The organism is Prevotella veroralis DSM 19559 = JCM 6290 (assembly GCF_000377625.1).
Taxonomy (GTDB): domain Bacteria; phylum Bacteroidota; class Bacteroidia; order Bacteroidales; family Bacteroidaceae; genus Prevotella; species Prevotella veroralis.
In genome coordinates this window covers 201,352-226,191 of sequence record NZ_KB898327.1, presented here as the reverse complement: position 1 = coordinate 226,191, position 24,840 = coordinate 201,352, and the positions used below count along the sequence as shown (strand labels likewise).

General features: G+C 42.5%; 24 protein-coding genes and 1 pseudogene. 17 read left to right on the top strand and 8 right to left on the bottom strand.

Annotation, left to right across the window (positions count from 1 at the left end; all coding sequences use genetic code 11):
• Positions 1-142 precede the first annotated feature (142 nt).
• Entirely contained in the window at positions 143-517 is a 375-nt protein-coding gene (locus D464_RS0104615) for a RidA family protein (RefSeq protein ID WP_024985778.1), read from the bottom strand.
• 185 nt (positions 518-702) lie between these two features.
• Here D464_RS0104615 and D464_RS0104610 point away from each other — a divergent pair, with 185 nt between their 5' ends.
• The 10 genes from D464_RS0104610 (at position 703) to D464_RS0104565 (ending at position 11,395) form a co-directional block, all read left to right on the top strand.
• Complete coding sequence (locus D464_RS0104610; protein WP_081618083.1) at positions 703-1,932, top strand: phosphoribosylaminoimidazolecarboxamide formyltransferase; 1,230 nt, start codon at positions 703-705, stop codon at positions 1,930-1,932.
• 11 nt (positions 1,933-1,943) lie between these two features.
• Positions 1,944-2,129, top strand: coding sequence for a hypothetical protein (locus tag D464_RS0104605; RefSeq protein ID WP_004383746.1), 186 nt, complete (start codon positions 1,944-1,946; stop codon positions 2,127-2,129).
• A 119-nt stretch (positions 2,130-2,248) separates the two neighbouring features.
• A complete protein-coding gene (locus D464_RS0104600) occupies positions 2,249-3,442 on the top strand; it encodes a pyridoxal phosphate-dependent aminotransferase (RefSeq protein WP_018910352.1) in 1,194 nt (397 codons plus the stop codon).
• A 222-nt stretch (positions 3,443-3,664) separates the two neighbouring features.
• On the top strand, positions 3,665-4,504 hold the full coding sequence (locus tag D464_RS0104595) for a MotA/TolQ/ExbB proton channel family protein (protein WP_004383748.1): 840 nt from the start codon (positions 3,665-3,667) through the stop codon (positions 4,502-4,504).
• Positions 4,505-4,534: 30 nt separating this feature from the next.
• On the top strand, positions 4,535-5,185 hold the full coding sequence (locus D464_RS0104590) for an ExbD/TolR family protein (protein ID WP_004383749.1): 651 nt from the start codon (positions 4,535-4,537) through the stop codon (positions 5,183-5,185).
• Positions 5,186-5,199: 14 nt separating this feature from the next.
• Positions 5,200-5,889, top strand: a complete 690-nt coding sequence (locus tag D464_RS0104585; RefSeq protein WP_018910351.1) for an ExbD/TolR family protein — start codon at positions 5,200-5,202, stop codon at positions 5,887-5,889.
• Positions 5,890-5,923: 34 nt separating this feature from the next.
• Positions 5,924-6,808 carry an energy transducer TonB gene (locus D464_RS0104580; protein WP_018910350.1) on the top strand — a complete coding sequence of 295 codons (885 nt, stop codon included), beginning with the start codon at positions 5,924-5,926 and terminating at the stop codon, positions 6,806-6,808.
• Between the two features lie 12 nt (positions 6,809-6,820).
• On the top strand, positions 6,821-7,786 hold the full coding sequence (locus D464_RS0104575; RefSeq protein ID WP_024985779.1) for a PstS family phosphate ABC transporter substrate-binding protein: 966 nt from the start codon (positions 6,821-6,823) through the stop codon (positions 7,784-7,786).
• A gap of 219 nt (positions 7,787-8,005) precedes the next feature.
• Complete coding sequence (locus tag D464_RS0104570) at positions 8,006-9,421, top strand: tetratricopeptide repeat protein (RefSeq protein ID WP_018910348.1); 1,416 nt, start codon at positions 8,006-8,008, stop codon at positions 9,419-9,421.
• 702 nt (positions 9,422-10,123) lie between these two features.
• Positions 10,124-11,395, top strand: coding sequence for an MFS transporter (locus D464_RS0104565; RefSeq protein ID WP_018910347.1), 1,272 nt, complete (start codon positions 10,124-10,126; stop codon positions 11,393-11,395).
• A gap of 14 nt (positions 11,396-11,409) precedes the next feature.
• Here the strand turns inward: D464_RS0104565 and D464_RS0104560 are convergent, their stop codons facing one another.
• On the bottom strand, positions 11,410-11,742 hold the full coding sequence (locus tag D464_RS0104560) for a helix-turn-helix domain-containing protein (protein ID WP_004383757.1): 333 nt from the start codon (positions 11,740-11,742) through the stop codon (positions 11,410-11,412).
• A gap of 738 nt (positions 11,743-12,480) precedes the next feature.
• Positions 12,481-13,497: an A/G-specific adenine glycosylase gene (gene mutY / locus D464_RS0104555; RefSeq protein ID WP_018910346.1), complete on the bottom strand. Its 1,017-nt coding sequence runs from the start codon at positions 13,495-13,497 to the stop codon at positions 12,481-12,483.
• Positions 13,498-13,618: 121 nt separating this feature from the next.
• On the opposite strand from mutY, the gene D464_RS0104550 reads away from it, so the two are divergent.
• The 7 genes from D464_RS0104550 to rodA all read left to right on the top strand — a co-directional run bounded on the left by D464_RS0104550 (position 13,619) and on the right by rodA (position 21,088).
• Entirely contained in the window at positions 13,619-13,984 is a 366-nt protein-coding gene (locus D464_RS0104550) for a hypothetical protein (protein ID WP_004383761.1), read from the top strand.
• 141 nt (positions 13,985-14,125) lie between these two features.
• Positions 14,126-14,722 carry a bifunctional phosphoribosylaminoimidazolecarboxamide formyltransferase/IMP cyclohydrolase PurH gene (locus tag D464_RS0104545; RefSeq protein WP_018910344.1) on the top strand — a complete coding sequence of 199 codons (597 nt, stop codon included), beginning with the start codon at positions 14,126-14,128 and terminating at the stop codon, positions 14,720-14,722.
• Positions 14,723-14,809: 87 nt separating this feature from the next.
• Positions 14,810-15,832, top strand: coding sequence for a rod shape-determining protein (locus tag D464_RS0104540; RefSeq protein ID WP_004360435.1), 1,023 nt, complete (start codon positions 14,810-14,812; stop codon positions 15,830-15,832).
• An 11-nt stretch (positions 15,833-15,843) separates the two neighbouring features.
• The gene (gene mreC, locus D464_RS0104535) at positions 15,844-16,725 is read left to right on the top strand and encodes a rod shape-determining protein MreC (protein ID WP_004383763.1); all 882 of its coding nucleotides are present in this window, start codon (positions 15,844-15,846) and stop codon (positions 16,723-16,725) included.
• A 95-nt stretch (positions 16,726-16,820) separates the two neighbouring features.
• A complete protein-coding gene (gene mreD, locus D464_RS0104530; protein ID WP_018910343.1) occupies positions 16,821-17,321 on the top strand; it encodes a rod shape-determining protein MreD in 501 nt (166 codons plus the stop codon).
• A 4-nt stretch (positions 17,322-17,325) separates the two neighbouring features.
• The gene (gene mrdA, locus D464_RS0104525) at positions 17,326-19,623 is read left to right on the top strand and encodes a penicillin-binding protein 2 (protein ID WP_018910342.1); all 2,298 of its coding nucleotides are present in this window, start codon (positions 17,326-17,328) and stop codon (positions 19,621-19,623) included.
• A complete protein-coding gene (gene rodA / locus D464_RS0104520) occupies positions 19,613-21,088 on the top strand; it encodes a rod shape-determining protein RodA (RefSeq protein ID WP_018910341.1) in 1,476 nt (491 codons plus the stop codon). The genes mrdA and rodA overlap by 11 nt, the downstream gene beginning before the upstream one ends.
• Positions 21,089-21,266: 178 nt before the next feature.
• On the opposite strand, the gene D464_RS14075 is transcribed toward rodA, so the two are convergent.
• From D464_RS14075 to D464_RS13910, 5 genes and pseudogenes are all read right to left on the bottom strand, one after another.
• A complete protein-coding gene (locus D464_RS14075) occupies positions 21,267-21,389 on the bottom strand; it encodes a hypothetical protein (protein ID WP_018910340.1) in 123 nt (40 codons plus the stop codon).
• Positions 21,390-21,564: 175 nt separating this feature from the next.
• Entirely contained in the window at positions 21,565-22,059 is a 495-nt protein-coding gene (locus D464_RS0104510; protein ID WP_018910339.1) for a gliding motility lipoprotein GldH, read from the bottom strand.
• Complete coding sequence (gene ricT / locus D464_RS0104505; protein WP_018910338.1) at positions 22,056-23,390, bottom strand: PSP1 domain-containing protein; 1,335 nt, start codon at positions 23,388-23,390, stop codon at positions 22,056-22,058. Before ricT ends, D464_RS0104510 begins: the two co-directional genes overlap by 4 nt.
• Positions 23,391-23,470: 80 nt before the next feature.
• The gene (locus tag D464_RS0104500) at positions 23,471-24,610 is read right to left on the bottom strand and encodes a DNA polymerase III subunit (RefSeq protein WP_026284636.1); all 1,140 of its coding nucleotides are present in this window, start codon (positions 24,608-24,610) and stop codon (positions 23,471-23,473) included.
• Between the two features lie 70 nt (positions 24,611-24,680).
• Positions 24,681-24,791, bottom strand: a pseudogene (locus D464_RS13910) (methylenetetrahydrofolate reductase [NAD(P)H]); the annotation flags it as partial.
• Positions 24,792-24,840: the final 49 nt, after the last annotated feature.

The window sequence follows — 24,840 nt, the reverse complement described above, 5'->3', positions numbered from 1 at the left end:
ACGCCCTCGTCTGTCCGAAAAGTATAGTTTTCTGTTGCATGAAAAGGGATTTTGAGACGGACAGACGGAGGCGTCTGTCCCTACAATCTTTGAATCTTATGTACAGAAGAAATGCTCTTCCTAAATGGAGAGAATGTCTCAATTACTTTACAGCAATGCACTCAACTTCCACCAAGGCACCCTTTGGCAAGGTTTTAACAGCTACTGCCGAACGTGCTGGATAAGGCTCTTTGAAGAACTCGGCATATACTTCGTTCATCGCTGCAAAGTTATCCATATCAGAAAGGAAAACGGTTGTCTTCACGACATGAGATAGGTCAACACCAGCTGACGCAAGTACATTCTGTGCATTAGTAATTGATTGGCGAGTCTGTTCCTTCACACCTCCTTCAGCGAAAGCGTTGGTAGCTGGGTCGATAGGAAGTTGACCAGATGCAAAGATGAAACCATTGGCTTCGATTGCCTGACTGTAAGGTCCAACGGCTGCAGGAGCCTTGTCTGTGTGTAATGCGTGCATGTCTTTAAGATTTAAAAAGGAGTTAGAAACGTTAAAGAAGTCATCAGAAGCAATGCTAACATCCCTATTCTCCATCTGTTAATACTATTATTTACGGCTGTAAAATTACTATTTTTCTATAAAAGGAACAAAGCATAGCTGTGATTTTTATCGAATAACAACTAAGGAGAAAGGGCTTTTCAATTATTTTTCGCTACCTTTGTAGCACCAATCACATATACCACATAAGTTATATGAAAGAATTAGCTCTTAAGTACGGATGCAATCCGAACCAAACGCCATCACGTATTTATATGGAGGAAGGCGAACTCCCTATCACTGTTCTTAGTGGGCGTCCAGGATACATCAACTTCCTCGATGCGCTCAATAGTTGGCAACTCGTTAAGGAATTAAAGGCTGCTACTGGACTGCCCGCAGCAGCTTCGTTCAAACATGTTAGCCCTGCTGGTGCTGCCGTAGGACTGCCTCTTACTGACACACTAAAGAAGATTTACTTCGTTGATGACGTCGACTTCGAGTTGACACCATTGGCTAGTGCATACGCAAGAGCACGTGGCGCCGACCGTATGTGTTCGTATGGCGACTTCTGTGCACTTAGTGATACTTGTGACAAGGAAACGGCTTTGCTCATCAAACGTGAGGTGAGTGATGGTGTGATCGCACCTGACTTTACACCTGAAGCATTAGACATTCTCAAGGCGAAACGCAAGGGTGGCTACAACGTTATAAAGATTGATCCGAATTACACTCCAGCCTCTATCGAGCACAAGCAAGTCTTTGGCATTACCTTTGAACAGGGCAGAAACGAGGTGAAACTAGATGATCCTGCGCTCTTCGAGAATATCCCTACAAAGAATAAAACGTTCACCGAAGAGGCAAAACGTGACCTTATTATCTCGCTCATCACACTGAAGTACACACAAAGTAACTCTGTTTGCTATGTGAAGGATGGGCAGGCTATCGGTATCGGAGCCGGTCAGCAAAGTCGTATTCACTGCACTCGTTTGGCTGGTAATAAGGCTGATGAGTGGTGGTTGCGTCAATGTCCAAAGGTGATGAACCTACCTTTCAAGGAGGGTATTCGTCGTGCCGATCGTGATAACACCATCAATGTTTACATCTCAGATGAGTATGAGGACGTATTGCAAGAAGGGGTTTGGCAACAGTTCTTTACCACTCGCCCAGAGCCTCTCACACGTGAGGAACGCAAGGAATGGATTGCTAAGAACACAGGAGTAGCACTCGGTTCGGATGCCTTCTTCCCCTTCGGTGACAACATCGAACGTGCCCACAAGAGTGGAGTGGAGTATATTGCGCAGGCTGGTGGCAGCATTCGTGACGACCATGTCATCGATACTTGCGATAAATATGGTATCGCAATGGCATTCACTGGAGTACGTTTATTCCATCATTAAACCGATTTTGTATGAGCGAAATAGATGATATTATAGAAGGAGGAATGGTCTTTCGAGGTGCATCAAAGCCTAAGAATGATGATGGGAAAGTAAAGACTAAAGCCAAGAAGAAGAAGTATATTACAGGCGCACACGGCTCTGGCAGTGCTAAGCAAAAGGCTAAGTACCGCCAGCAAAGAGCCAATCGTCACAAGTAATACCAATGATAGTGAAATAGTGAAAATGATAATTATATGAAATAAAGATGGAAAAATTACGTTATCAGAACAATAATACGTAATTTTGTATTCAATATTCATAAGGCAAGATTATATAAATGGCACAACTATCAGATCGTCTGAATCGACTCGCACCATCAGCAACGTTGGCTATGTCACAACGTAGTAATGAGATGAAAGCGCAGGGTATTGACGTTATTAATATGAGCGTTGGTGAACCTGACTTTATGACGCCAGATCATGTGAAGAAGGCTGGTAAGAAAGCTATAGATGATAATTTTTCGAAGTATTCACCTGTTCCTGGTTATCTCTCTTTGCGTAAGGCAATAGCAAATAAGCTCAAATGTGAAAATAACCTCAACTATTCTGCATCGGAGGTAATCGTTGGTACGGGTGGAAAACAGGGCGTTTGTAATACAATTTTAGCTCTTGTTAATCCTGGTGATGAGGTTATTATTCCTGCTCCTTATTGGGTAAGCTATCCACAGATGGTAAAGTTGGCGGGTGGAGTACCTGTCATTGTTCCTGCAGGGATAGAGCAAGATTTCAAGATAACAGCCGATAAGTTGAAGGCTGCTATTACATCGAAAACAAAACTAATTATTCTCTGTTCCCCAAGTAACCCTACTGGTAGTGTTTATACAAAGGAAGAGTTGGAGGCATTGGCAAAGGTTGTTTTGGAACATAATAACCTCTTTGTTCTCTCGGATGAGATATATGAACACATTAATTATATAGGTTGTCATGCTAGTATTGCTGCTTGTGAAGAAATGAAGGAACGCACCATTATTTGCAATGGTGTTAGTAAAGCGTACGCCATGACGGGCTGGAGACTAGGATGGGTAGCTGCTCCTGAGTGGATAATCAAAGGCTTGAATAAATTGCAGGGGCAGTATACTTCTGGTACAAGTAGCGTTAGCCAGATGGCAGCTCTAGCAGCTTATGAAGGTGATCAGAGGTGTGTAGAAGATTTCCGCGAGGCTTTTCAGCGTCGTCGTGATTTAATAGTTTCTCTGGCGAAGGAGGTTCCAGGACTGGAGGTAAACGTTCCAGAAGGAGCTTTCTATTTATTCCCTAAGTGCTCAAGTTTCTTTGGTAAAACTAATGGAAAGCATGTAATTAATAATTCAACGGACTTTGCTTTGTATCTTCTCGAAGAAGGTCATGTGGCAACAGTGGCTGGTGATGCATTTGGTTCGCCCGATTATTTCCGCATGAGTTATGCGACAAGTGACGACAATATCATTGAAGCTCTTTCACGTATTAAAGATGTCTTGTCGAAACTAAAATAGTAATTGATTAAATCGTAAGAAAGCATGGTTAGAAACTATATAACTATAATTGTTAAATGTTATTAATCGTAGTTTTAGTTCCTCATTAATTGCTATCTTTGCGGAAATAAGATGATGCTGTGACACGTATCTAATGGCATTGTCTCATACAAACAATTAAAAATCAGAAAGATATTAACAGTTTAATTCATTAATAACTAAAAATTAAAATTTCATCAAATTATGGCAACTACACAACAAAAAGCAGCCCCAAAGAAGAAATCAGAGGGCTTCACAGGAGTTAGAGGTGCATTCTGGGTTATCGTCGTTTGCGCTATCGTTGCATTCACACTGTTCTTTACATGGTTCGGTAATGATATGCACTTCCAGGATCCAGGTACACGTGAGAACCCTGCAGATGTTTGGGGTACTATCTTTAAGGGTGGTGTCGTCGTTCCTGTAATCCACACTCTCTTGCTCTCAGTACTTGCAATGTCTATTGAGCGTTGGATGGCTTTGAAGACCGCTTTCGGTAAGGGTTCTCTTCCAAAGTTTGTAGCAAACATTAAGGCTGCTCTTAATGCAAATGATCTTGCTAAGGCTAATCAGCTTTGCGATCAGCAAAAAGGTTCTGTAGCTAATGTTGTTAAGGCTTCTTTGAATGCTTATAAAGACATGGAGACAGGTGCTAATGCTAATCTAAAGAAGGCACAGAAGGTTGCTAAGATTCAGCAGGCTCATGAGGAGGCAACTCAGCTTGAAATGCCAGTTCTTACAATGAACCTCCCAATCCTTGCAACAATGGTTACACTTGGTACTCTTACTGGTCTTCTCGGTACTGTAACGGGTATGATCAAGTCTTTCTCTGCTTTGTCTGCAGGTGGTGGCGCTGACTCTGCTGCACTTTCTGCTGGTATTTCTGAGGCGTTGATCAACACAGCATTCGGTATTGCCACATCATGGTGTGCTGTAGTTTCTTACAACTTCTTCTCTAATAAGGTTGATAAGTTGACTTACGCTCTCGACGAGGTTGGTTATTCTATCGCTCAGACATACGAAGCAAACCATACAGAAGAGGCTTAATTTTTGCTAACCCTTTAAAAATTTATCGCTATGGGTAAAGTAAAAATTAAGAAGAGTGACGTTTGGATCGACATGACGCCTATGTCAGACGTTATGACCCTGTTGCTTACCTTCTTTATGCTGACTTCTACATTCGTAAAGAATGAGCCAGTGAAGGTAAATACTCCGGGTTCTGTGTCTGAGATGAAGGTGCCAGAGAACGGCGTCCTTACAATCCTCGTTAGTCCTCAAAAAGGACCTAATGGTACACCAACTGGCGAAGGTCAGGTATTTATGAGCTACGATAATACAAACGAGCTTGGTCAGATTCTTGATCAGATGGCACCAGATTTAACTCCAAAGCTGAAGAAAACCTTCATGGCAGAGTCTACATTTGGTACACCTCTCGACAAGTTGGCTGCATATCTTTCTAAGCCTGCAGCTGAGCGTAGCAAAGAACTCCCAAAGATGGGAATCCCTCTCGATAGTATCCAAGGACAGGAGATGACAGAGTTTCAGCAGTGGGTTAACGCAGCCCGCCAAGTAAATCCAAAGGTTAGACTTGCAATCAAGTCTGATGGTGATTCTCCTTATGGAACTGTTAAGAAAGTAATGAGCGAACTTCAGGATATGGATGAGAGCCATTACTACATGATCACACAGTTGGACGCTAAAAAGGCTGCTCAGGCAGCTAGTAAGTAAAGGAGGTCAAAGACATGGATATGATGGAAAAAGGAAAAAAAGGAGGCGGTAAGCAGAAGAAGATGACTGTACGCGTAGACTTTACGCCTATGGTAGATATGCTTATGTTGCTGATCACTTTCTTCATGCTTTGTACCTCACTTAGCAAGCCTTCAACTATGGAGTTGACTATGCCAAGTAATGATAAGACACCAAACGAGTCTATGAAGAATGAGGCCAAAGAGTCACACTCTATTACGATTTACATTGCCGATGGAGACAAACTCTTCTATGGTAATGGTAAACCAGAGTATGATAACGCTAATTGGCTACATGCTGCTGATTGGAGCAATACTCCTAAGGGCATCCGATATGTTCTTCAGCATAAGCAAGTTGGTGATCCTTCAACAGGTGAAGCTATTACACTGCCATACGAAGATATGAGTATTGCGGTAAAAGAGTTGAACCGTAAGAAGGCTGCGAACCCAGCTGCTTATCCAGACAGTGTTTATCAGTCGGAGATTGCTGCGATTAAGAGTGGTATGATTAATGGCAAGAAGGTGTCTACAATGACTGTCATTATTAAACCAACGGATCATGCTTCTTATCGTCATTTGGTAGATATCCTCGATGAAATGCAGATTTCATACATTGGAACTTACGTCATTGACAAGCTGACAGACCAAGACAAGTCACTATTGGCTAAGAAAGGGATTAAGGCTTAATCATTGATTCGTAAACAATTAAAGAAAGAAAACAATGGCAAAAATAGATCTATACGATCCTAAATGGGTCGACATGGTGTTCGCTGGTAAAAATAAGGAGTATGGTGCGTATAGGCTTCGTAAGTCCGTATCTCAGCGTAATATCAAAGCATTAGCTATTCTGCTTGTTGCTGCATTCCTCGGTGGTGGTTACTTAGCATACCAGATCAAGAAGCACAATGATGAATTAGCTGCTCAACAAGCATACGCAGCTAAGATGGAGTTGGCAGCTCTTGAAGCGGCAAAGAAAGAGCAAGCTGAACGTAAGAAGCAGCAGAAACAGCCAGAGCCTAAGAAGATTGAACCTGAAAAGGTCGTTCCAGAGACTCGTGCTACTGTTAAGTTTACAGCCCCTGTTATCAAGGATGATAAGGATGTAAAGGAAGAGATGCCACCTATGGTCAAGATGAATAAGGAGACCAAAGCTGTCGGTGTTGAGAATAAGGAAGGTACGGATAACCGTGCTGAAACTGCCGCTCGTACTACAGTTGCAACTCCTGAGCAGATTGTACCAAAGATTGAGAAACCTGTTGTTGAAGCTCCAAAACCAGAGCCAAAAGAAGAGGTTGAGAATAAGATCTTTACTGTGGCAGAGCAGATGCCTTCATTCAAGGGTAATGTCAACACATGGTTGAGCTCACACCTTCAGTACCCAGCAGTTGCAGCTGAGAATGGTATCCAAGGTCGTGTCATCGTTAAGTTCGTTGTAGGACGTGACGGTAGCGTAAGCCAAGCTCAAGTTGTTCGCGGTGTAGACCCATCACTTGATCGTGAGGCTCTTCGTGTTGTAAACAGCATGCCGAAGTGGAATCCAGGTATGAACAATGGTCAAGCAGCAAATGTTTGGTTCACTCTACCTATTACCTTCAAATTGCAGTAAAAGCAAATTTATATGAAAAGATCCAGATTCTACGTTATGGTAGGATTGATGCTTAGCCTTAGTTCTCTTTTGATCTCTTGTGGTCAGAAGAAAGCTAAGGACGGCAGAACAGATACACCGACGTCAGGGACGATTAAGTTCGCCTCTGACGAAAGTTTTAGTCCTATTATTGAGGAACTGTTACAAACTTACCAGTTCCGTTACCCACAAACCCACTTATTGCCAATCTATACTGACGATAACACGGGTATGAAGTTAATCCTCAATCAGAAGGTTAATCTCTTCTTCACTTCACATGCTTTGACGAAAGGAGAAGATGCCATCTTAAGAGGAAAAGGTCCTATTCCAGAAGTATTCCCAATAGGCTATGATGGAATTGCTTTCATTGTTAATCGTGCGAACAACGATTCTTGTATGACGGTTAATGATGTGAAGAAGATTCTTAGTGGACAGATTGCAAATTGGAAGCAGTTGAATCCTAAGAATAATCAAGGCAACATTGAAGTTGTTTTTGATAATAAGGCTTCAGCCACATTACATTATGTAGTCGACTCCATTTTAGGTGGAAAGAACATCAAGAGTACGAACATTGTTGCTGCTAACAATAGTAAATCAGTTGTTGACTATGTTCACAAGACTCCCAACGCTATAGGTGTTATTGGTTCCAATTGGTTGAATGATCATCGTGACTCAACGAACACCACATTCAAAAAAGATATTACAGTGGTTGCTCTTTCAAAGGCTACCATTGCGCAACCAGGTAATAGTTGGCAACCTTATCAAGCCTATCTTTTAGATGGTAGATATCCGTTTGTTAGAACAATTTATGCTATTGTTGCCGATCCTCATAAGGCTTTACCTTGGGCATTTGCAAACTTCGTAACCAATCCTATTGGTCAGAAGATAATCTTCAAAGCAGGTTTACTTCCTTATCGAGGTCAGATTAACATTCGCGAAGTAGAAGTTAAGACAGAATAAGGAGTATAACTTATATAGTTAACGGGTGATAGTTTAAATAGTGGTTAATGATAGGTTATAATTGTTTAGTTGATTCGATTTTATTATTTATTTGAGTGTTATAATCTCTTATAAATGTTTATAATTGTCGACAACGAAGCAATTTCTCTTAAACCATAGCGTTTAACAAACATCTTAATGATAGTTTTCACTGGTATTAAACATTAAAAGAAGAGAATTATGAAAACAAAGAAATATTTAGTAGCTGGAGCTTTGATGTTGGCAATGTCAACTCCAGCAATGGCACAGGAGGTTAATTATGCAGAGGCTTTGAAGCCTATAGTTGCGGCTATTGAAGCAGCTCCAAACGATCCAAAGGCAGCAAAGGAACTCATCAAGGAGTATCAGAAGAATTTCAAGAAGAATGAGGAAGCTTTGGTTGCTTTGGGTAATGTTTACCTATTACAGCATAATTACACACAGGCAGATGCAATTGCGCAGAGTGTTATAAACAATAAGAAGTTCAATGGTAGTTTAGCTTATGTACTTCTTGGCGACATCGCTGCAATCCAAGATTCTATTGGTAATGCAGGTGCTGCCGCAACGCAGTATCAGACTGCAATCAGCCTTGATCCACAGAATGTAACAGCCTATGAGCGTTATGCTAAGGTATATCGTCATGTAAATTCAAAGGTTGCAGTTGCTAAGTTAGAGGAACTTCGTAAAGTTAAGCCAGACTATCCAGTAGAGGCTACTGCTGCAGAGATCATGCTGCGCGATGGTAAGTATTCCGAAGCTTTGAAGTGGTATGATAAGGGCAATCCTGCTAATATGTCAGAGGACAACTTCTATAACTACGGCTTTGCTGCTTACATCACAAAGGATTATAACAAGGCTTTGAATGTAGCAAAGCAAGGTCTTGAGAAGTTCCCTGGTAGTGAGTATCTCAGCCGTATCGCTATGATGGCAGCTGTTGAGTTAAAGGATTATCCACAGGCAGTTAACTTCGCAAATGTAGTGTTTGCAGGTAAGGGTAAGAAGGTGTCAAACGACTATGATATGTATGCAAAGGCTCTCTGCGGTAACAAACAGTATGATGAAGCAATTACCGCAGTCAACAAAGCCCTTGAGCTTGATGCCAATAACCTCGAGCCAATGAAGACTCTTGCTGCAATCTATGTTGCACAGGGCAATGAAGATAAGGCTCTTGAAGTACAGCAGGATTATCTCTCAAAGAGTAAGAAAGCAACCAATAACGATTGGGCAACACTTGCAAATACATACGTAACAAAGGCAGAAGGCATTACAGATCGTGCTGCGAAGAATGCCGTACTTGCTAAAGCCTTTGATGTATATGAGCAGATGGTCACAAAGTTCCCATCAATTTCTGACTGGGTATGGTTGAATCAAGCCAATGTAGCTCAGCTTATGAACGACCCTGACAAGGTTGCTGAAATCTATCAGAAAGTAGCAGCTTTCGAGGAAGCAAAGCCTAATCTTGATGAGGATAGCAAGAGTTATTTGGAAGGAGCTTACTATGGTTTAGGTTTCTACAACTCAAAGAAAGGTAACAAGGCTGTAGCTGAAGAGTACTTCCAGAAGGTGCTTAAGGTTAATCCAAACAATGAGAATGCAAAGAAAGCTTTAGGTATGTAATATCTGAAACAATCAATATCTGCGAGGGCGATAGTCGTTAAGACTGTCGCCTTTTTTACTTCTTTCTTTTGCAATGAGTTGTTCCATGTAGCCGTAAATAGCCTATATGTAAAGTTATTGCATCACAGCTTCTTTGATTCCTTGAGCTTATTTATGTAACACAAAACCCCTAATTTAGTTTTAATTATAGTTGCTGTCATTTTTAACATTTATACTAATACGTTCTTTATCAGAGGATTAAGGGTAAAAAAGGATGATAGAAATGACAGCAAAAACATTTTTGCTCTTTATTAGCCTGACTTTGTCTCATGTAGTTGTATGCTGTTCCTATTGTCTTTCCTATCATTAATTCCATTTCTGATTACCTATGATATGCCTATTATTTTTACCTTTTGTTCGTAATAAAAAGGCTCTTTTTAGCTTACTGATTATCATTGCTTAAGTTTGATAAAGAATTGTCTTATAAGAGAATTTGAAGTTACTTAGTGCAAAATTTGATATTCCTCGATATTATACAGGAGTCTTACCTCGTGAGAGACAACCTTTATATAACGAAAATATAGAGCGAGATATATTTCAAAATGAGCGTTTGCAACAATATTCACAACATATTTACAAAAGAGTATCATAGTGTATTCTCATTAATTTTGTGTATCTTTGTGCTCGTTAGCAGATAATTACACATAAAAGATAATACGCACATTGAAAGCTGAAAGAAAGATAAGCCCATGGGCATGGATCCCTTCGCTCTATTTTGCGGAAGGGCTTCCTTATATAGCCGTAACCGTTTTATCCATTCAAGTCTATATGCAGTTAGGCTTGTCAGATGCCGAAGTAACGTTTTATACTTCATGGTTATATCTTCCTTGGGTAATCAAACCTTTGTGGAGTCCTTTCCTCGATTTGGTTAAGACGAAACGCTGGTGGATTGTCGTTATGCAGCTATTCCTCGGTGCTGCCTTTGCGGGTGTTGCCTTCACGGTGAACACTTCTTTTTGGCTACAAGGCTCTATCTGTTTCTTTTGGCTACTTTCTTTCAGTAGTGCTACACATGATGTTGCGGCCGATGGGTTCTATATGATGGGACTTAATCAGCATGATCAGGCCTTCTTTGTGGGTATTCGTTCAACGTTCTATCGCATTTCGATGGTTGTTGGTAAGGGCGGATTGATTGCCTTGGCAGGTCTTTTACATAAGATAGTGGGCATCCAACTTTCATGGGCATTGGTCTTTTATGGTCTGATGGCATTGTTCATCGGTCTTTCTTTGTACCATCGTTTCATTTTACCGAGGCCTTCAGAAGATACGGATAAGGTCAGTGTTTCTAAATCTCAACTCCTATTAGATTTCTGCCAAACCTTTGTCTCCTTCTTAAAAAAGGATCAATCGTTAATAACAATAGCTTTCCTACTCCTTTTCCGACTGCCCGAAGCACTGATAACTCCAGTCTCTCAGCTCTTCCTGCAAGCACCTATAGCAAAAGGGGGATTGGCTCTTTCCGAGATAGAATATGGTACCGTTAATGGTGTCGTGGGCGTTTTAGGACTTCTCTTAGGTGGCATTATCGGTGGAATGATGATTAGTCGTGATGGCTTGAAACGCTGGCTATGGCCAATGACGGCAGCTATCACCTTGCCCAACATTGCTTATGTCTATCTTGCCTATATGCTTCCCGATAATGTGATAGCCATTAGTATTGCCGTATTTATTGAGAACTTCGGTTACGGCTTCGGCTTTAGTACCTACATGCTGTTTATGATTTATTTCAGTCAAGGCGAACACAAGACCAGCCATTACGCTTTGTGTACTGGCTTCATGGCACTTTCCATGATGATACCAGGACTGTTTGCAGGAGCCTTAGCAGAGGCTGTTGGCTATCGTTGGTTCTTTGTTATAGTGATGATAGTATGCGTATTTCCTTTCCTTGTTGCCCATCAGCTGCGCATCGAAGGGAACTTTGGAAAGAAAGAGTAGGGGATAATCGGATGTTACCATAAGGCTATCTTTCCAGCAATACCTAAGTCCAGTGTTGCTGTGCCAATGCCTAATGCCTGAAAAACTCGGCTCATAATAGGGAGTGTAATCACACTTCTACCACTTTCCAATCTACAGATCTGTGCCCGTTGAACGCCTATCTTCTTACCTAATTCATCCTGTGTGAGGTTTTGAGATAGGCGTGCTTTGCGAATAGCCTCACCGATGTAGTATGAATTAACTTCGTCATTTATTTGTTTCTCCATAACGTCACGTTTGGTTGTACCTTTCTCTCCCCACACCTCGTCCACAATAGTTGATAGTGGTGTTAAATGCATCTTTTCCATATTATCTTTCCTTTTGTTTGAAATCCTCTTGTTTAATTATTTCTGCCTTTGAAATCCCTTTCTTCTGTGCCATTTCCTAATAAAGAAACATATTGCATACAATTCTTTCGATAAGTGGGATCAGATATGCTCTCTTCTAATAGGACGTAGGTAGTATAAGAATCAAATGATATTTAAATATGCAACTAATATTCTCTAAATAAGACGTCTACCATCAATATCCTTGGTATAATTTCTCTTTTGTATTTGAGTTTATATATTCCAACAAAACAAGCAGACGCTCTTCTTGCTATGAAGAAAGCCTCTTCTCACTTCAAAGAAACGCCCTTTTCAAATTGAGGAAAGCCTCTCCTCTTTTTCGTCTCTTTGTCTGTTGCTAACGAGGCAATTCCTTGTTACACTCTCACACAGACCTTCTTCCTTTTTCTTTCATGCCTCCTTAGGTGCTTTTCGTGTTTCGGCTATATAGTGTTTGATTCCCTTTTGGCGGACAGACGAGGGCGTCTGTCCCTACTTTTGGCACTATTTTAGACAGAAGTAATCACAATTTTGAATCTTGAATTATGAATTCTAAATTACCAGACGATGGGTTCTGTCCCTACTTTTGGCACTATTTTAGACAGAAGTAATCACAATTTTGAATCTTGAATTATGAATTCTAAATTACCAGACGAGGGGTTCTGTCCCTACTTTATGTTTCATTTCGAATGGTACGAATCGATGTTAAAGAGTGGAGCCTCACATTAAGTTGCTCTTTCTTAACCTATCCAACAGAATCTCCATCAGTCTTGGAAGTGCGTAATCAGCAATCTTTTCTGTAGGAATCCATATAAAGTCAGCAGATAGGATAGGGCGTTGCTGTGGTGCCCAATAGTAGAGATTGGCGAAAAGAAGTTGGTGTGTAAGAACATGCTTCACGTCTTTACAAACTTCTATTGTCTCCTTTTTCCATTCCTCCCCATCCTCTTTTGATAGATGCTCAAGCTGTGGTAACTCCCAAAGACCTTGCCATATATCCCCTGCACCACGCTGGTGTAAGACTATTTCATTGTTATATTGAATGTAAATATACGTCAAGTGACGCTCCTGCTGATGAATCTTCTTACTTTTAACGGGTAGTTGATTAATACGCTGCTCACGAAAGGCAACGCAGGACTCACATAAGGGACAAATGTCGCAATGAGGGGAAGTTGGAGTACATTGAATTGCTCCGAAGTCCATGATCGCTTGGTTATATCGCGCTGAATCATGCGTTGGCAAGAGTGTTTGTGCTAGACTTTGAAACTCCTTCTTACCCGATGTCGTGTCTATTGGTGTATCGATACCTTTATAGCGAGAAAGCACCCGATAGACATTACCGTCAACGACTGCTATCTTCTCATCAAAGGCAAAGGAAGCAATGGCAGCAGCGGTATATTCACCAACACCTTTCAGTTTCTTCAATTCCTTTGCTGTGTGGGGAAAGCCTTTCAGTTCCACTACCTGCTGTGCTGCCTTGTGTAGATTCCTTGCCCGAGAATAGTAACCTAGTCCCTGCCAAGCCTTCAATACTTCATCTTCCGACGCATTAGCTAAGTCGTAGATTGTAGGCCATTGCTGCATGAAATGTTGCCAATAAGACATGCCTTGAACTATTCGTGTCTGTTGTAGAATAACCTCACTAAGCCATATCGCATAGGCATCTTTCGTCTCACGCCAAGGCAGTGGACGCTCGTTATTATCGTACCAAAGAAGTAGTGTTGATGCAAAATTCATGGAACAAAGGTAGTTAAAAAGTAGAAAAAGAATGAAAACTATCCGTGTCATTTGTTGTTATCTTCATTATTATTTTCTACTTTTGTCCCAATCAAGTAATGACAAATTAGGAGTTATAAAGATGAAACGTAATATTAAAAACATGCTTATGGGCGTTGCACTTATAGCCACGACCCTGTCCGTTAGCTCATGTTCTACACGTGAGTCGGCTATCAACGACTTACAGAACTTCTCGTATGAATTGCGCGATAACAGCCAATACTATACGGTAAAGAAATGGAAGAAAGCTGTTAACAAGTTCGGTAAGATTCGTCGCAGGATAGCTCGTCATGACTATACGGTAGCTGAACGCCAGCGCATTGGGAAGCTCGAAGGGGATTGTGCTCGTTATATGGCGAAAGGTGCAAAAGACGGCGTTTTGGATCAGATATTAGGGATTGGTAGTGAGATTCAAGGTATTTTGGATGCCATAGGAATCAAACGTTAGAGGCAGATAAAAGCGACAGATTAGCAGCTAATTTGATATTACACAATTAGTTGATAGGTTTTAGTTTTTTTTGAGATAAAATGTTGCTTAGTCGCTTATAACTTAGTAACTTTGCAATTCAAATCCATAAAATGTTTTACAATGGCTGGTACAAAACAAATAAAGACTGCGCTTATCTCAGTCTTTCATAAGGATGGGCTTGATGATTTACTCAAGAAGTTACATGCCGAAGGGGTTAAGTTTTTAAGCACTGGAGGTACGCAAGAATTTATAGAGTCATTAGGTTATGACTGTCAGAAGGTAGAGGATGTAACCTCTTACCCATCCATACTTGGAGGTCGAGTAAAGACGTTACATCCGAAGATCTTCGGCGGTATCTTGGCACGTCGTGATAATGAGAGTGACCAGAATCAGATGGCTGAATATGATATTCCAGCAATCGACTTAGTTATTGTAGACTTGTATCCTTTTGAGCAAACAGTCGCTAGTGGGGCTAGCTCGGAGGATATTATTGAGAAGATAGACATCGGTGGCATCTCTTTGATTCGTGCTGGTGCAAAGAACTTCAAAGATGTAGTCATCATTCCAAGTAAGGCTGAATACCCTGTGTTGTTACAGATACTCAATACAAAAGGTGCACAAACAGATGTTGAAGACAGGAAGATGTTTGCGGAGCGTGCCTTTGGTGTTAGTAGCCATTACGATACGGCTATTCACTCTTGGTTTGTAGCCGAGTAAACATATAAAACTTGCCTCTTAAAGGAAGAACTTATTGACAAGGAGTAACTCTCTAAATAGAAATATACACTTACAAAACATACATTAATGGGATTATTTTCATTTATCCAGGAGATTGCTATGGACCTGGGAACGGCAAACACAATCATTATCAGTGATGACAAGATTGTGGTAGATGAGCCTTCAGTCGTAGCTTTGGATCGTCGTACAGATAAGATGATTGCGGTTGGTGGAGACGCAAAGATGATGTACGAGAAAGAGCACCCTAACATCCGTACTATTCGACCTCTACGTGATGGAGTTATCGCTGATTTTACTGCTTGTGAGCAAATGATGCGTGGCTTGATAAAGATGGTTCATAGTGGTAACCGATTCTTCTCTCCATCATTAAGGATGGTAATTGGCGTTCCATCTGGGTCCACAGAAGTTGAGTTGCGCGCTGTTCGTGACTCTGCAGAACATGCAGATGGACGTGATGTATATCTAATCTTTGAACCAATGGCTGCCGCTCTTGGTATGGGATTAGATGTAGAAGCTCCAGAGGGAAACATGATTGTTGATATTGGTGGTGGTAGTACAGAGATTGCCGTTATATCATTAGGTGGTATTGTTTGTAATAACTCTATCCGCGTTGCTGGCGATGACCTCACTGCTGATATACAGGAATATATGAGTCGTCAACATAATGTGAAGGTCAGTGAACGTATGGCAGAACGTATCAAACTTCATGTTGGTTCAGCCCTTACAGATTTAGGAGATGAGGCTCCAGAGGACTATATTGTTCATGGTCCTAACCGTATTACAGCTCTCCCGATGGAGGTTCCTGTATGCTATCAAGAGATTGCACATTGTCTTGATAAGACTGTTGCTAAGATAGAGAATGCTGTTCTTTCTGCATTAGAGAATACACCACCAGAGCTTTACGCAGACATTGTTAAGAATGGTATCTACCTCAGTGGTGGTGGTGCATTACTACGTGGTATCGATAAGCGACTTACTGATAAGATTAACATTCCATTCCATATTGCTGAAGACCCATTGCACAGTGTTGCTAAGGGAGCAGGCATTGCATTGAAGAACGTAGACCGTTTCTCGTTCTTAATGAGATAACAAATAGGTTCATGCACAATCTGACAGAGTTCCTTGCTAGGTACAAGCATTGGTTCTTGTTTGTTGCCCTGGAAGTCTTGAGTATGGTTCTTTTGTTCCGATTCAATGACTATCAGGGCAGTGTGTGGTTCACATCTGCTAACTATGTCGCTGGTTTGGCGTATGAGGCGAGTTCGAAAGTTACGTCCTATCTTACTATGGGGGAGGTGAATGAGAAACTAACTAAACGCAACTTAGAGTTAGAACATCAAGTACGCGAACTATCCTCTCAACTATATGATAAGACGAAAGATTCAACCTTCTTACGTGGTCAGTATCGCTTTCTTTCGAAGTTCCGTCTGATACAGGCAAAGGTTGTTTCCAATAGTCTGGATAGACCAGATAACTTTATAACGATTAATAAAGGAACATGGGATGGCGTTAGAAAGGATATGGGTGTAGCCTGTGGCAATGGCGTTGTGGGTATTGTCTATATGGCTGGTATTCACTATGCTGTGGTAATTCCAGTGCTTAACTCAAAGTCGAATATCAGTTGTTCTATTCAAGGAAGAGACTACTTTGGTTATCTTCATTGGAATGGTGGCGCAACAGATATGGCTTATCTTGATGATGTCCCACGCCATGCTAAGTTTAAGTTAGGCGATCGTATAGTCACAAGTGGATACTCTTCTGTGTTCCCCGCAGGCGTGTTAGTGGGTAAGATAAAGCATGTCTATAATTCCGAGGATGGACTTTCTTATCGTCTAGCCATTGAACTATCGACCGACTTCGGCAACCTTCGTGATGTCTGTGTCATTGATGATGCCTCTATTAGAGAGCAACGTCAGGTGATCAAGGCAGCGCAAGATTCTATCAAGCCGATAGAGCAGCAGAATGCGAACCAAGGCGAGTAAGGAATAGAGACGAGTTTTTTATTTGGTGTAAATCAGAGCTTCCTTGTGGGCAAGAACCAATCTGGCAGTTCTTTTATATAATAAGGTAAGAGAGAATGAATGTAGATTTCCTAAAACGTTTATTATGGTTTGTAGTCCTGATATTGGCACAGGTGTTTGTCCTTAATCACATCCATCTGTTTGCTGTTGCTACGCCTTTATTGTATGTTTACTTCATTCTCTTGTTCCCACGTAACTATCCCCAATGGGCTATATTGTTGTGGGGTTTCTTGATGGGACTTATCATTGACACCTTCTCTAATACGCCCGGTGTAGCCTCGGGATCCCTTACTTTCATTGCAGCTTTACAACCCTTTATCCTTCAACCATTCATTCCTCGGGACAGCAGTGACGACTTCCAGCCAGGAATGGATACCTTAGGAGTACCACAATACACGTGGTATGCAGTTATTCTGACGCTTATCTATAATGTAGTATTCTTCTCTTTAGAGATGTTCAGCTTCTTTAATGTGTTAGAGTGGCTCGAGTGTATTGGTGGCAGTTCATTGCTTACATTGATTCTGATCCTTGTTATTGAGAATGTAAGGAGGCGTTAGAAGGATGAAGAATTATGATCTTGAGAAGCGTCGATTAGTGCTTAGTGCAGTTGCAATAGGCATTGTTGTTATTTATATTCTCCGACTTTTTGCTCTTCAGATAGCGAGTGATGACTATAGAAAGAGTGCTGACTCAAATGCTTTCCTAAAGAAGATTGAGTTCCCATCACGTGGTACTATCACCGATAGGAATGGTAAGCTGTTGGTGTATAACCAGCCGGCTTATGACATCATGGTGGTTACTAACGAGATGGCAGGTCATCTTGATACACTCGACTTCTGTAATACTTTAGGTATAACGAAAGCTGACTTCCTAAAGCGCCTACACGATATTAAGGATAGAAACAAGAACCCCGGCTATTCCAGATTCACCCAACAACTCTTCATGAGTCAGCTGAGTGATAAGGAATTTAGCGCTTTCCAAGAGAAGCTCTATCGCTTCCCTGGCTTCTACATACAGAAGCGCAGCGTTCGACAATACCAACGACCAATAGCTGCACATGTGCTTGGTGACGTTGCTGAAGTTAGTCAGAGTGACATCGAGGATGACGATTATTACCAGCCCGGCGATTATATAGGTAAGATGGGGGTTGAGCGTGAGTACGAGCAGGATCTACGTGGTCGTAAAGGCGTACAGATACTCTTGCGCGATGCTCATGGACGAATACAAGGACGCTACAAGAATGGTGAATACGACCAGAGACCACAACCCGGTCGCGACCTTCAATTAGGTCTTGATGCCGACTTACAAGCCTTAGGTGAACGCTTGATGGAGGGTAAACTCGGTGCTATCGTAGCGATAGAACCTAAGACAGGTCAGGTGCTCGCAATGGTCTCTTCACCAACCTTTGATCCTCGCATGATGATTGGTAAGTTGCGTGGTAAGTATCAGCGTGATTTGACATTAGACCCCGCTAAGCCTTTACTTAACCGTGCTATCATGGGTCAATACCCACCGGGTTCTACCTTCAAGACTAGTCAGGCGGTTACTTACTACACAGAGGGAATCATCAACGACTCGACCCGTTACGTTTGCAACCATGGTTTCAATTTCAAGGGCTTACATGTAGGCTGTCACTCACATGCGTCTCCTTTAGCTCTCGTCCCTGCTATTAGTACATCCTGCAATGGCTACTTCTGTTGGGGACTTTACCACATGCTGTCCAATAGAAAGAAGTATAAAACACTTGATGAGGCGATGACGGTATGGCGAAACTATATGGTTTCCATGGGCTTCGGGTATAAGTTAGGCATTGATCTACCCGGTGAGAAGCGTGGTATGATACCGAATGCGCAGTTCTATGATCACGCCTTCAAGACATGGAATCCACTATCTGTTATATCCATCTCTATCGGTCAGGGCGAGGTCAATCTGACGCCATTACAGATAGCAAACCTCGGTGCAACGATAGCCAATCGAGGCTATTATATCACGCCACACATCGTTCGTCATATCGAAGGAAAGAAACTTGATAAGAAGTATTTGGAGCACCATCGCACGAAGGGAAGCGTCAGATCTTATCAAGAAGTCATAGCTGGTATGATGTCATCAGTACGTGGTGGTACCTGTGCGCATGCCGTTCACCCCGGCTACTCATTAGCTGGTAAGACGGGTACGGCGCAGAATCGCGGTCGAGACCACTCTGTCTTTATGGGTTTTGCACCTGTTGATACGCCAAAGATTGCCATTGCTGTCTATGTAGAGAATGGTGGTTTTGGTGCCGACTATGGTGTTCCTATCGGTTCATTAATGATAGAGCAATATATTAATGGTAAGTTAACTCCGGGTGATGCAGCTAGAGCTGATGTCCTTCAGAAGCGTCACATTTCTTACCCCTTCAAGCGTCCATTGACGCATGCGGACTCTCTTCGCCTCGATTCTATCAAACGCGTCAATCAGATAAAGGACTCTTTAAAGATGGTAAACCAGAAGCAGGAGGCGGCAGAAGCAGCTAAACTCAAGGAAGCCCAACAGCAGAAAGAGGCAGAAGAAAAGGAGAGAAAGAAGCAATCACAGAATGATCCAGCTATCAAGGTGGAGCCTGAAGAGTTGGTAAAGACCGAGGAGAAGGGTAAAGACAAGGATAAGGATAAGCCCGAAAAGGACAAGGAGAGACCTCGAGAAAAGGAACGCGACAAGTCCAAAAAGCCCAAGGAAGTGCGCAAAGAGAGTAAAGATAATCATAAAGACAAGCAACAGAAGAGTAAAGACAATAAGGCGAAAGACAAGCCAAAGGACAAGTCGAAGGAGCAACCCAAGGCTAAGTCGAAAAGCAAGGAGAATGTAAATCGTGGTAAGTAATTATTCAACAGATAGGCAACCGGGCGTTCTTCGTTCACTGGACTGGTGGACAATCGCTATCTATATCGCATTGCTTAGCTTCGGATGGGTGAGTGTTTGTGGTGCTAGTTATACTTATGGTGACACCGAGATATTCTCTCTTGCCAGTCGGTCAGGTATGCAGATCGTATGGATAGGTACTTCCATCTGTTTGGGTTTCGTACTCCTAATGCTGGATGACCGCTTCTATGATACCTTTGCCTACGTCATCTACGGACTATTGGTACTGCTACTCTTTGCCACAATCTTCAATCCGCACTCCATTAAGGGATCGCGGTCATGGATTGTCATGGGACCTTTGCGACTGCAACCGGCCGAGTTCGCGAAGTTTGCCACAGCCTTAGCAATAGCCAAGTTCATGTCCGCTTACGGCTTTACTATCCATAACTGGAAACACTTTGCAGGTGCTTGTGGCATTATCTTTTTGCCCATGTTGTGCATTGTAGGGCAACGTGAGACAGGTTCCGCACTTGTTTATCTGTCCTTCTTCCTCATGTTGTATCGTGAAGGAATGCCTGGCTCGTTTCTCTTCATGGGCTTGGCAATGGTGATATACTTCGTCGTTGGTATTAAATATGAGGAGGTTTTCTTATGGGATACACCAACGTCCGTAGGTAAGTTTGTCGTATTGTTGCTGGTTCAAATATTCTCTTCGATGATGGTATGGGTGTATGTTAATGACAAGCGGAAGACTCGCTTGTTACTCACTTACGTCTTTGGAGTAACGGGACTGGCTCTCCTTTTCTCCGAGTTTGTTATTCCTTTCGATATTGTTTGGGTACAATTAATTCTGTCGGCATGCGTGATAGGTTATCTGATATATAACGGAATGAACACACGCTTTGCCCATTACTTCTATATAGCCTTGTTTGCTCTGGGCTCAATCGCCTTTTTCTATTCAGCTGATTACGTGCTGAACGATGTGATGCAACCCCACCAACGTGTGCGTATCAACGTTCTTTTGGGTTTAGATGAGGACTTGGCGGGTGCTGGATACAATGTGCATCAAAGTGAGATAGCCATTGGTTCAGGTGGACTACAGGGTAAAGGCTTCCTAAATGGTACTCAAACGAAGTTGAAGTTCGTACCGGAACAAGACACAGACTTCATCTTCTGCACCGTAGGAGAGGAGGAGGGGTTCCTCGGTTCAGCATCTGTTCTGGTGTTATTCCTATGCCTTATCCTTCGACTAATGTACTTAGCGGATCGCCAACCATTTAAGTTTGGACGTGTATATGGCTATTGTGTCGCGGGAATCTTCCTCTTCCACTTGTTCATTAACATAGGAATGGTACTCGGATTAACGCCCGTTATCGGTATTCCTCTGCCTTTCTTCAGTTATGGCGGTTCGTCACTATGGGGCTTCACATTACTTCTTTTCATCTTCCTTCGTATAGATGCTGGACGTAACTTGATACGTCAGTAAGTGGGAGGAGAAGCCTCACCCCCGCCCCCTCTCCGAATGGAGAGGGGAGTAGATAGCATTATTTGCATACGAAGACAGTATCACAAAGTAGGGATAGACGCCCTCGTCTGTCCGGTCTAACCTCCTTACTTCTTTGTGAAATACATCTTCCTATGCGGACAGACGAGGGCGTCTGTCCCTACCTTGTGGCAATGTCATTGATTAAAGGAACGCCCTTCTCCAATCGAGAAGGGCGTTCCTTCGTATTGAAGAGAGGCTTTCCTTGCATCAAAGAAACGCCCTCGTGTAATTCAAAATTCATAATTCATAATTCAAAATTATGATTATTTTGAGTTGATGAGTTGACTGGTAGACAAGTAAACGAGTTGTTTGTTCTGTGGGAAATGGTACTATCTACTCCCCTCTCCATTCGGAGAGGGAGCGGGGGTGAGGCTTTAGAAAGGGCGGGGGTGAGGCTTTTGGAGGGATTGTAGAGGCTATCTCTTCTGCAATCTTAGACCTATGTCACTGATGCCGGGAATACTATTTCGACTCATAACATGGTGTATGGTAATGTGCAGAGAGTCGTTCCTATTTAGTTGGAAAGACGCTACGTGCTGGCGAATCTCCGTATTACTGATGCCATCTTGACCTGCTAACATACCCTTATCCGTGATGATTTCGCAATGAATTGTGTCTCGCCTCATCCTTTCCAGCTTCTTCTTATGCTTGTAATTGATGATAGCTGACTCCACAATTAGGCTCACACTGCGATAAGGAAAAGTCTGCGAAGCACGAAGCCCAAGGCTTAGTTCATAACTACCTTCCCACTGCCTTGGTAAGTTGAAGGTAAGAGTATCATTACGTTCCCAGCCCTTTACCGATACACTTTCATAGTGGTCATAGGTGCGTGGATCGTTACATGAAGTGGTACTCATGCCCCATAGCAAGAGTACCACCATATATATAAAGGTGAAAACCTTCGTTCTCATTCCTGTATTCTTTGTGTTTGTTGAGGCTTCTTGTCCTCTTGTTTCTTGTTTTGTGCTGCGCCTTCTTCCTGCCTTTGGGGCTGTTTTCGCACGTTATTCTGCCTGCGATTACCATTCTGTTGATAGCGGTTGTTATCGTTATTCGGGCGTTGGCTGTCCTGTGCGGCACGCTGGTTACGATTGTTATCACGTTGCTGGTGTCCCCCTTGTGAATTGTTGTTATTGCGCTGCTGATTCCCTTTTTTGCGCTTCTTAGCCTTATCGAAACGACTGAGATCGGCTCCTGCAAGCAAGTCAGCAGACTTCTTTGCAGGCTTAGCCTTACCATCCTCAAGTAGCGAGAGAGGCTTCTCTCCACGCTTATTCATCTCTATGATCTCCTTAGCACGAGCCGCACTGATTATCTCGAGGTTTGCTCCTAAGTTCTTATCGGTCGAGTATGTGCATTGACCACTTAGTATATCCGTCTTGAAGAGATGGTATTCACCATCCATAGTCTCCAACAATACCTCCTTACTTGGGAGCTTTCTGCTAGCTTCCATATACTGGTCAACCTCGTAGTTGAGGCAGCACTTGAGCTTAGCACACATTCCGGCGAGCTTAGTTGGGTTCGGGGAGATGTCTTGAATACGTGCTGCTGTGGTGGAGACACTCGAGAAGTTCTTCATCCAAGTAGCACAGCAAAGCTCTCTTCCACATGGTCCTGTACCACCAATGCGCCCTGCTTCCTGTCGAGCACCAATCTGTTTCATCTCAATGCGGACGTGGAAAGCAGCTGCAAGATCCTTTATGAGCTGTCTAAAGTCAACTCGTTCGTCTGCAATGTAATAGAAGATTGCCTTGTTGCCATCGCCTTGGTACTCCACATCACCAATCTTCATCTTCAGCCCCAAGCCCTTAGCTATCTGCCTACTCTCTATCATTGTTCGGTGCTCACGGGCTTTTGCTTCATGATACTTCTGCATGTCGACTTCTTTAGCCAAACGATATACTCGCTTGATATCATCGGGTGACTTGACTGCTGTCGACTTCTTTATCTGTAGCTTAACGAGCCTACCTGTCAGTGTAACGATCCCTATGTCGTGTCCGGGATTTGCTTCGACAGCTACGATGTCACCCTTTTTTAGGTCTAAGTTGTTGACATTATGATAGTAACCCTTGCGTGTGTTCTTGAATTGAACCTCAACAAGATCGGTTGTCTGGTTGTTCCCTGGAACATCAGCTAACCAATCGTATGTGTTGAGTTGACGATCCTGTCTGCCGCAACCTTTATGACATAAGCCTCGATCGCAGCCGTGCCAGACCTTGAATTTCATATCTTTATAATCCATTGGAATCTATCTTTTTGTTTGCTGTGTGGCATTTCTGCCTATATATATGTTGATTATCTTTCTTGTTTTGATGGGCTGTTTCACTTCTTGAGCAGCAATACAATGAGCTTTAGAGCTACATCATAAAAGACCACCTTAGCGTTTGCGTTCTGTCCAATATCACGATTGGCACGTTCGAAGAGTTCGTTAATTTCAATCACATTTGCTTCATTAATGAAACGAGCAAAGTTCTTGGCGAAGTTCTCCTCTTCGAGTGTCATATAGTTAAGTTCAGCGTTCCTGAAGTTGAAGATGAAGTTTTCTCGCACTTGCTGTTGGAAGTAAACGAGCATACGACGCTCCTTCTCACGACCATAACCAGCAACAACTTCACTCCAGCGCTTGAGGTCTTTGACGTTACGGAGGTAACATAAGCGCATAAGCATTTGGAACATATTGAGGAACTCACGGTTCTCGTTGCTCGTATCAAGGGTTTCTAAGGCTTTGAGCCAACTGCCATGTGCAATATGTGCAATGCGTTTTGCGGCATCAGGTTCTATCCCCCTTTGATGGATAAGAGCCTGTTCTATAGCATTATCATCAATTCGCTTCACATCAATTCGCTGTGTTCTACTGATGATCGTTTCGAGTAGCTTCTCTGGTTCCTCGCATACCATGAGGAAGATAGTGCCCTGCGGTGGCTCCTCCAAGAGCTTTAGTAGTTTGTTGGCAGATGTGAGATTCATGCGTTCCGGACGCCAGATGATAGACACCTTATAGCCTCCTTGACTTGATTTTAAGGATAGAACACGTGATAACTCATCGCTCTCTGCACCTGTAATAATCGCCTGCTGCGTTGTAGCACCCATCTGTTTCATCCATTGATTCATAGTGAAATAGGCGCCACACATGATGAGTTCGTGCCATTCCTTTGCGAAGTCAGAGCTTACGGGTTGGTGGTCTCCACTCATACTGGGCAACTTTATGGTTGGAAAAGAGAAGTGTAAGTCAGGATGTTCCCACTTCCGAAGCATGGCAATAGCGTTTGAGATGAGTGGAGAGTCAGTGTTGTCGACCTCGTCTCCAGTAAGGAGATAGTTGGCAAAAGCCATTGCGAGTGCCATTTTCCCTACTCCCTCTGGACCACAGAAGAGCATTGCATGGGGCACACGATCCTCTTTTATCATCTGTAGGAGGCGTTGTTTCGTAGCCTCCTGACCTATTACATCAGAAAAGTTCATCCTCTCTTTATCTTTAGTTGCTTGATGTTCTGTTATTGAGATAAGCTTTATTTCAAGAGCTGGTTGACCACTTTGGTACCATTGTAAGCTGTGATAGCTTTGTGAAAGGCTTAATGCCAAGTACAATGGGGATGGTAATACCAATGCTTTTAGCGCGCTCTACGAAATCAAAGAACTTCTTCTATATCTATGAATTGATTGTGCATTTGGCTACAAAGTTAGCAAATAAA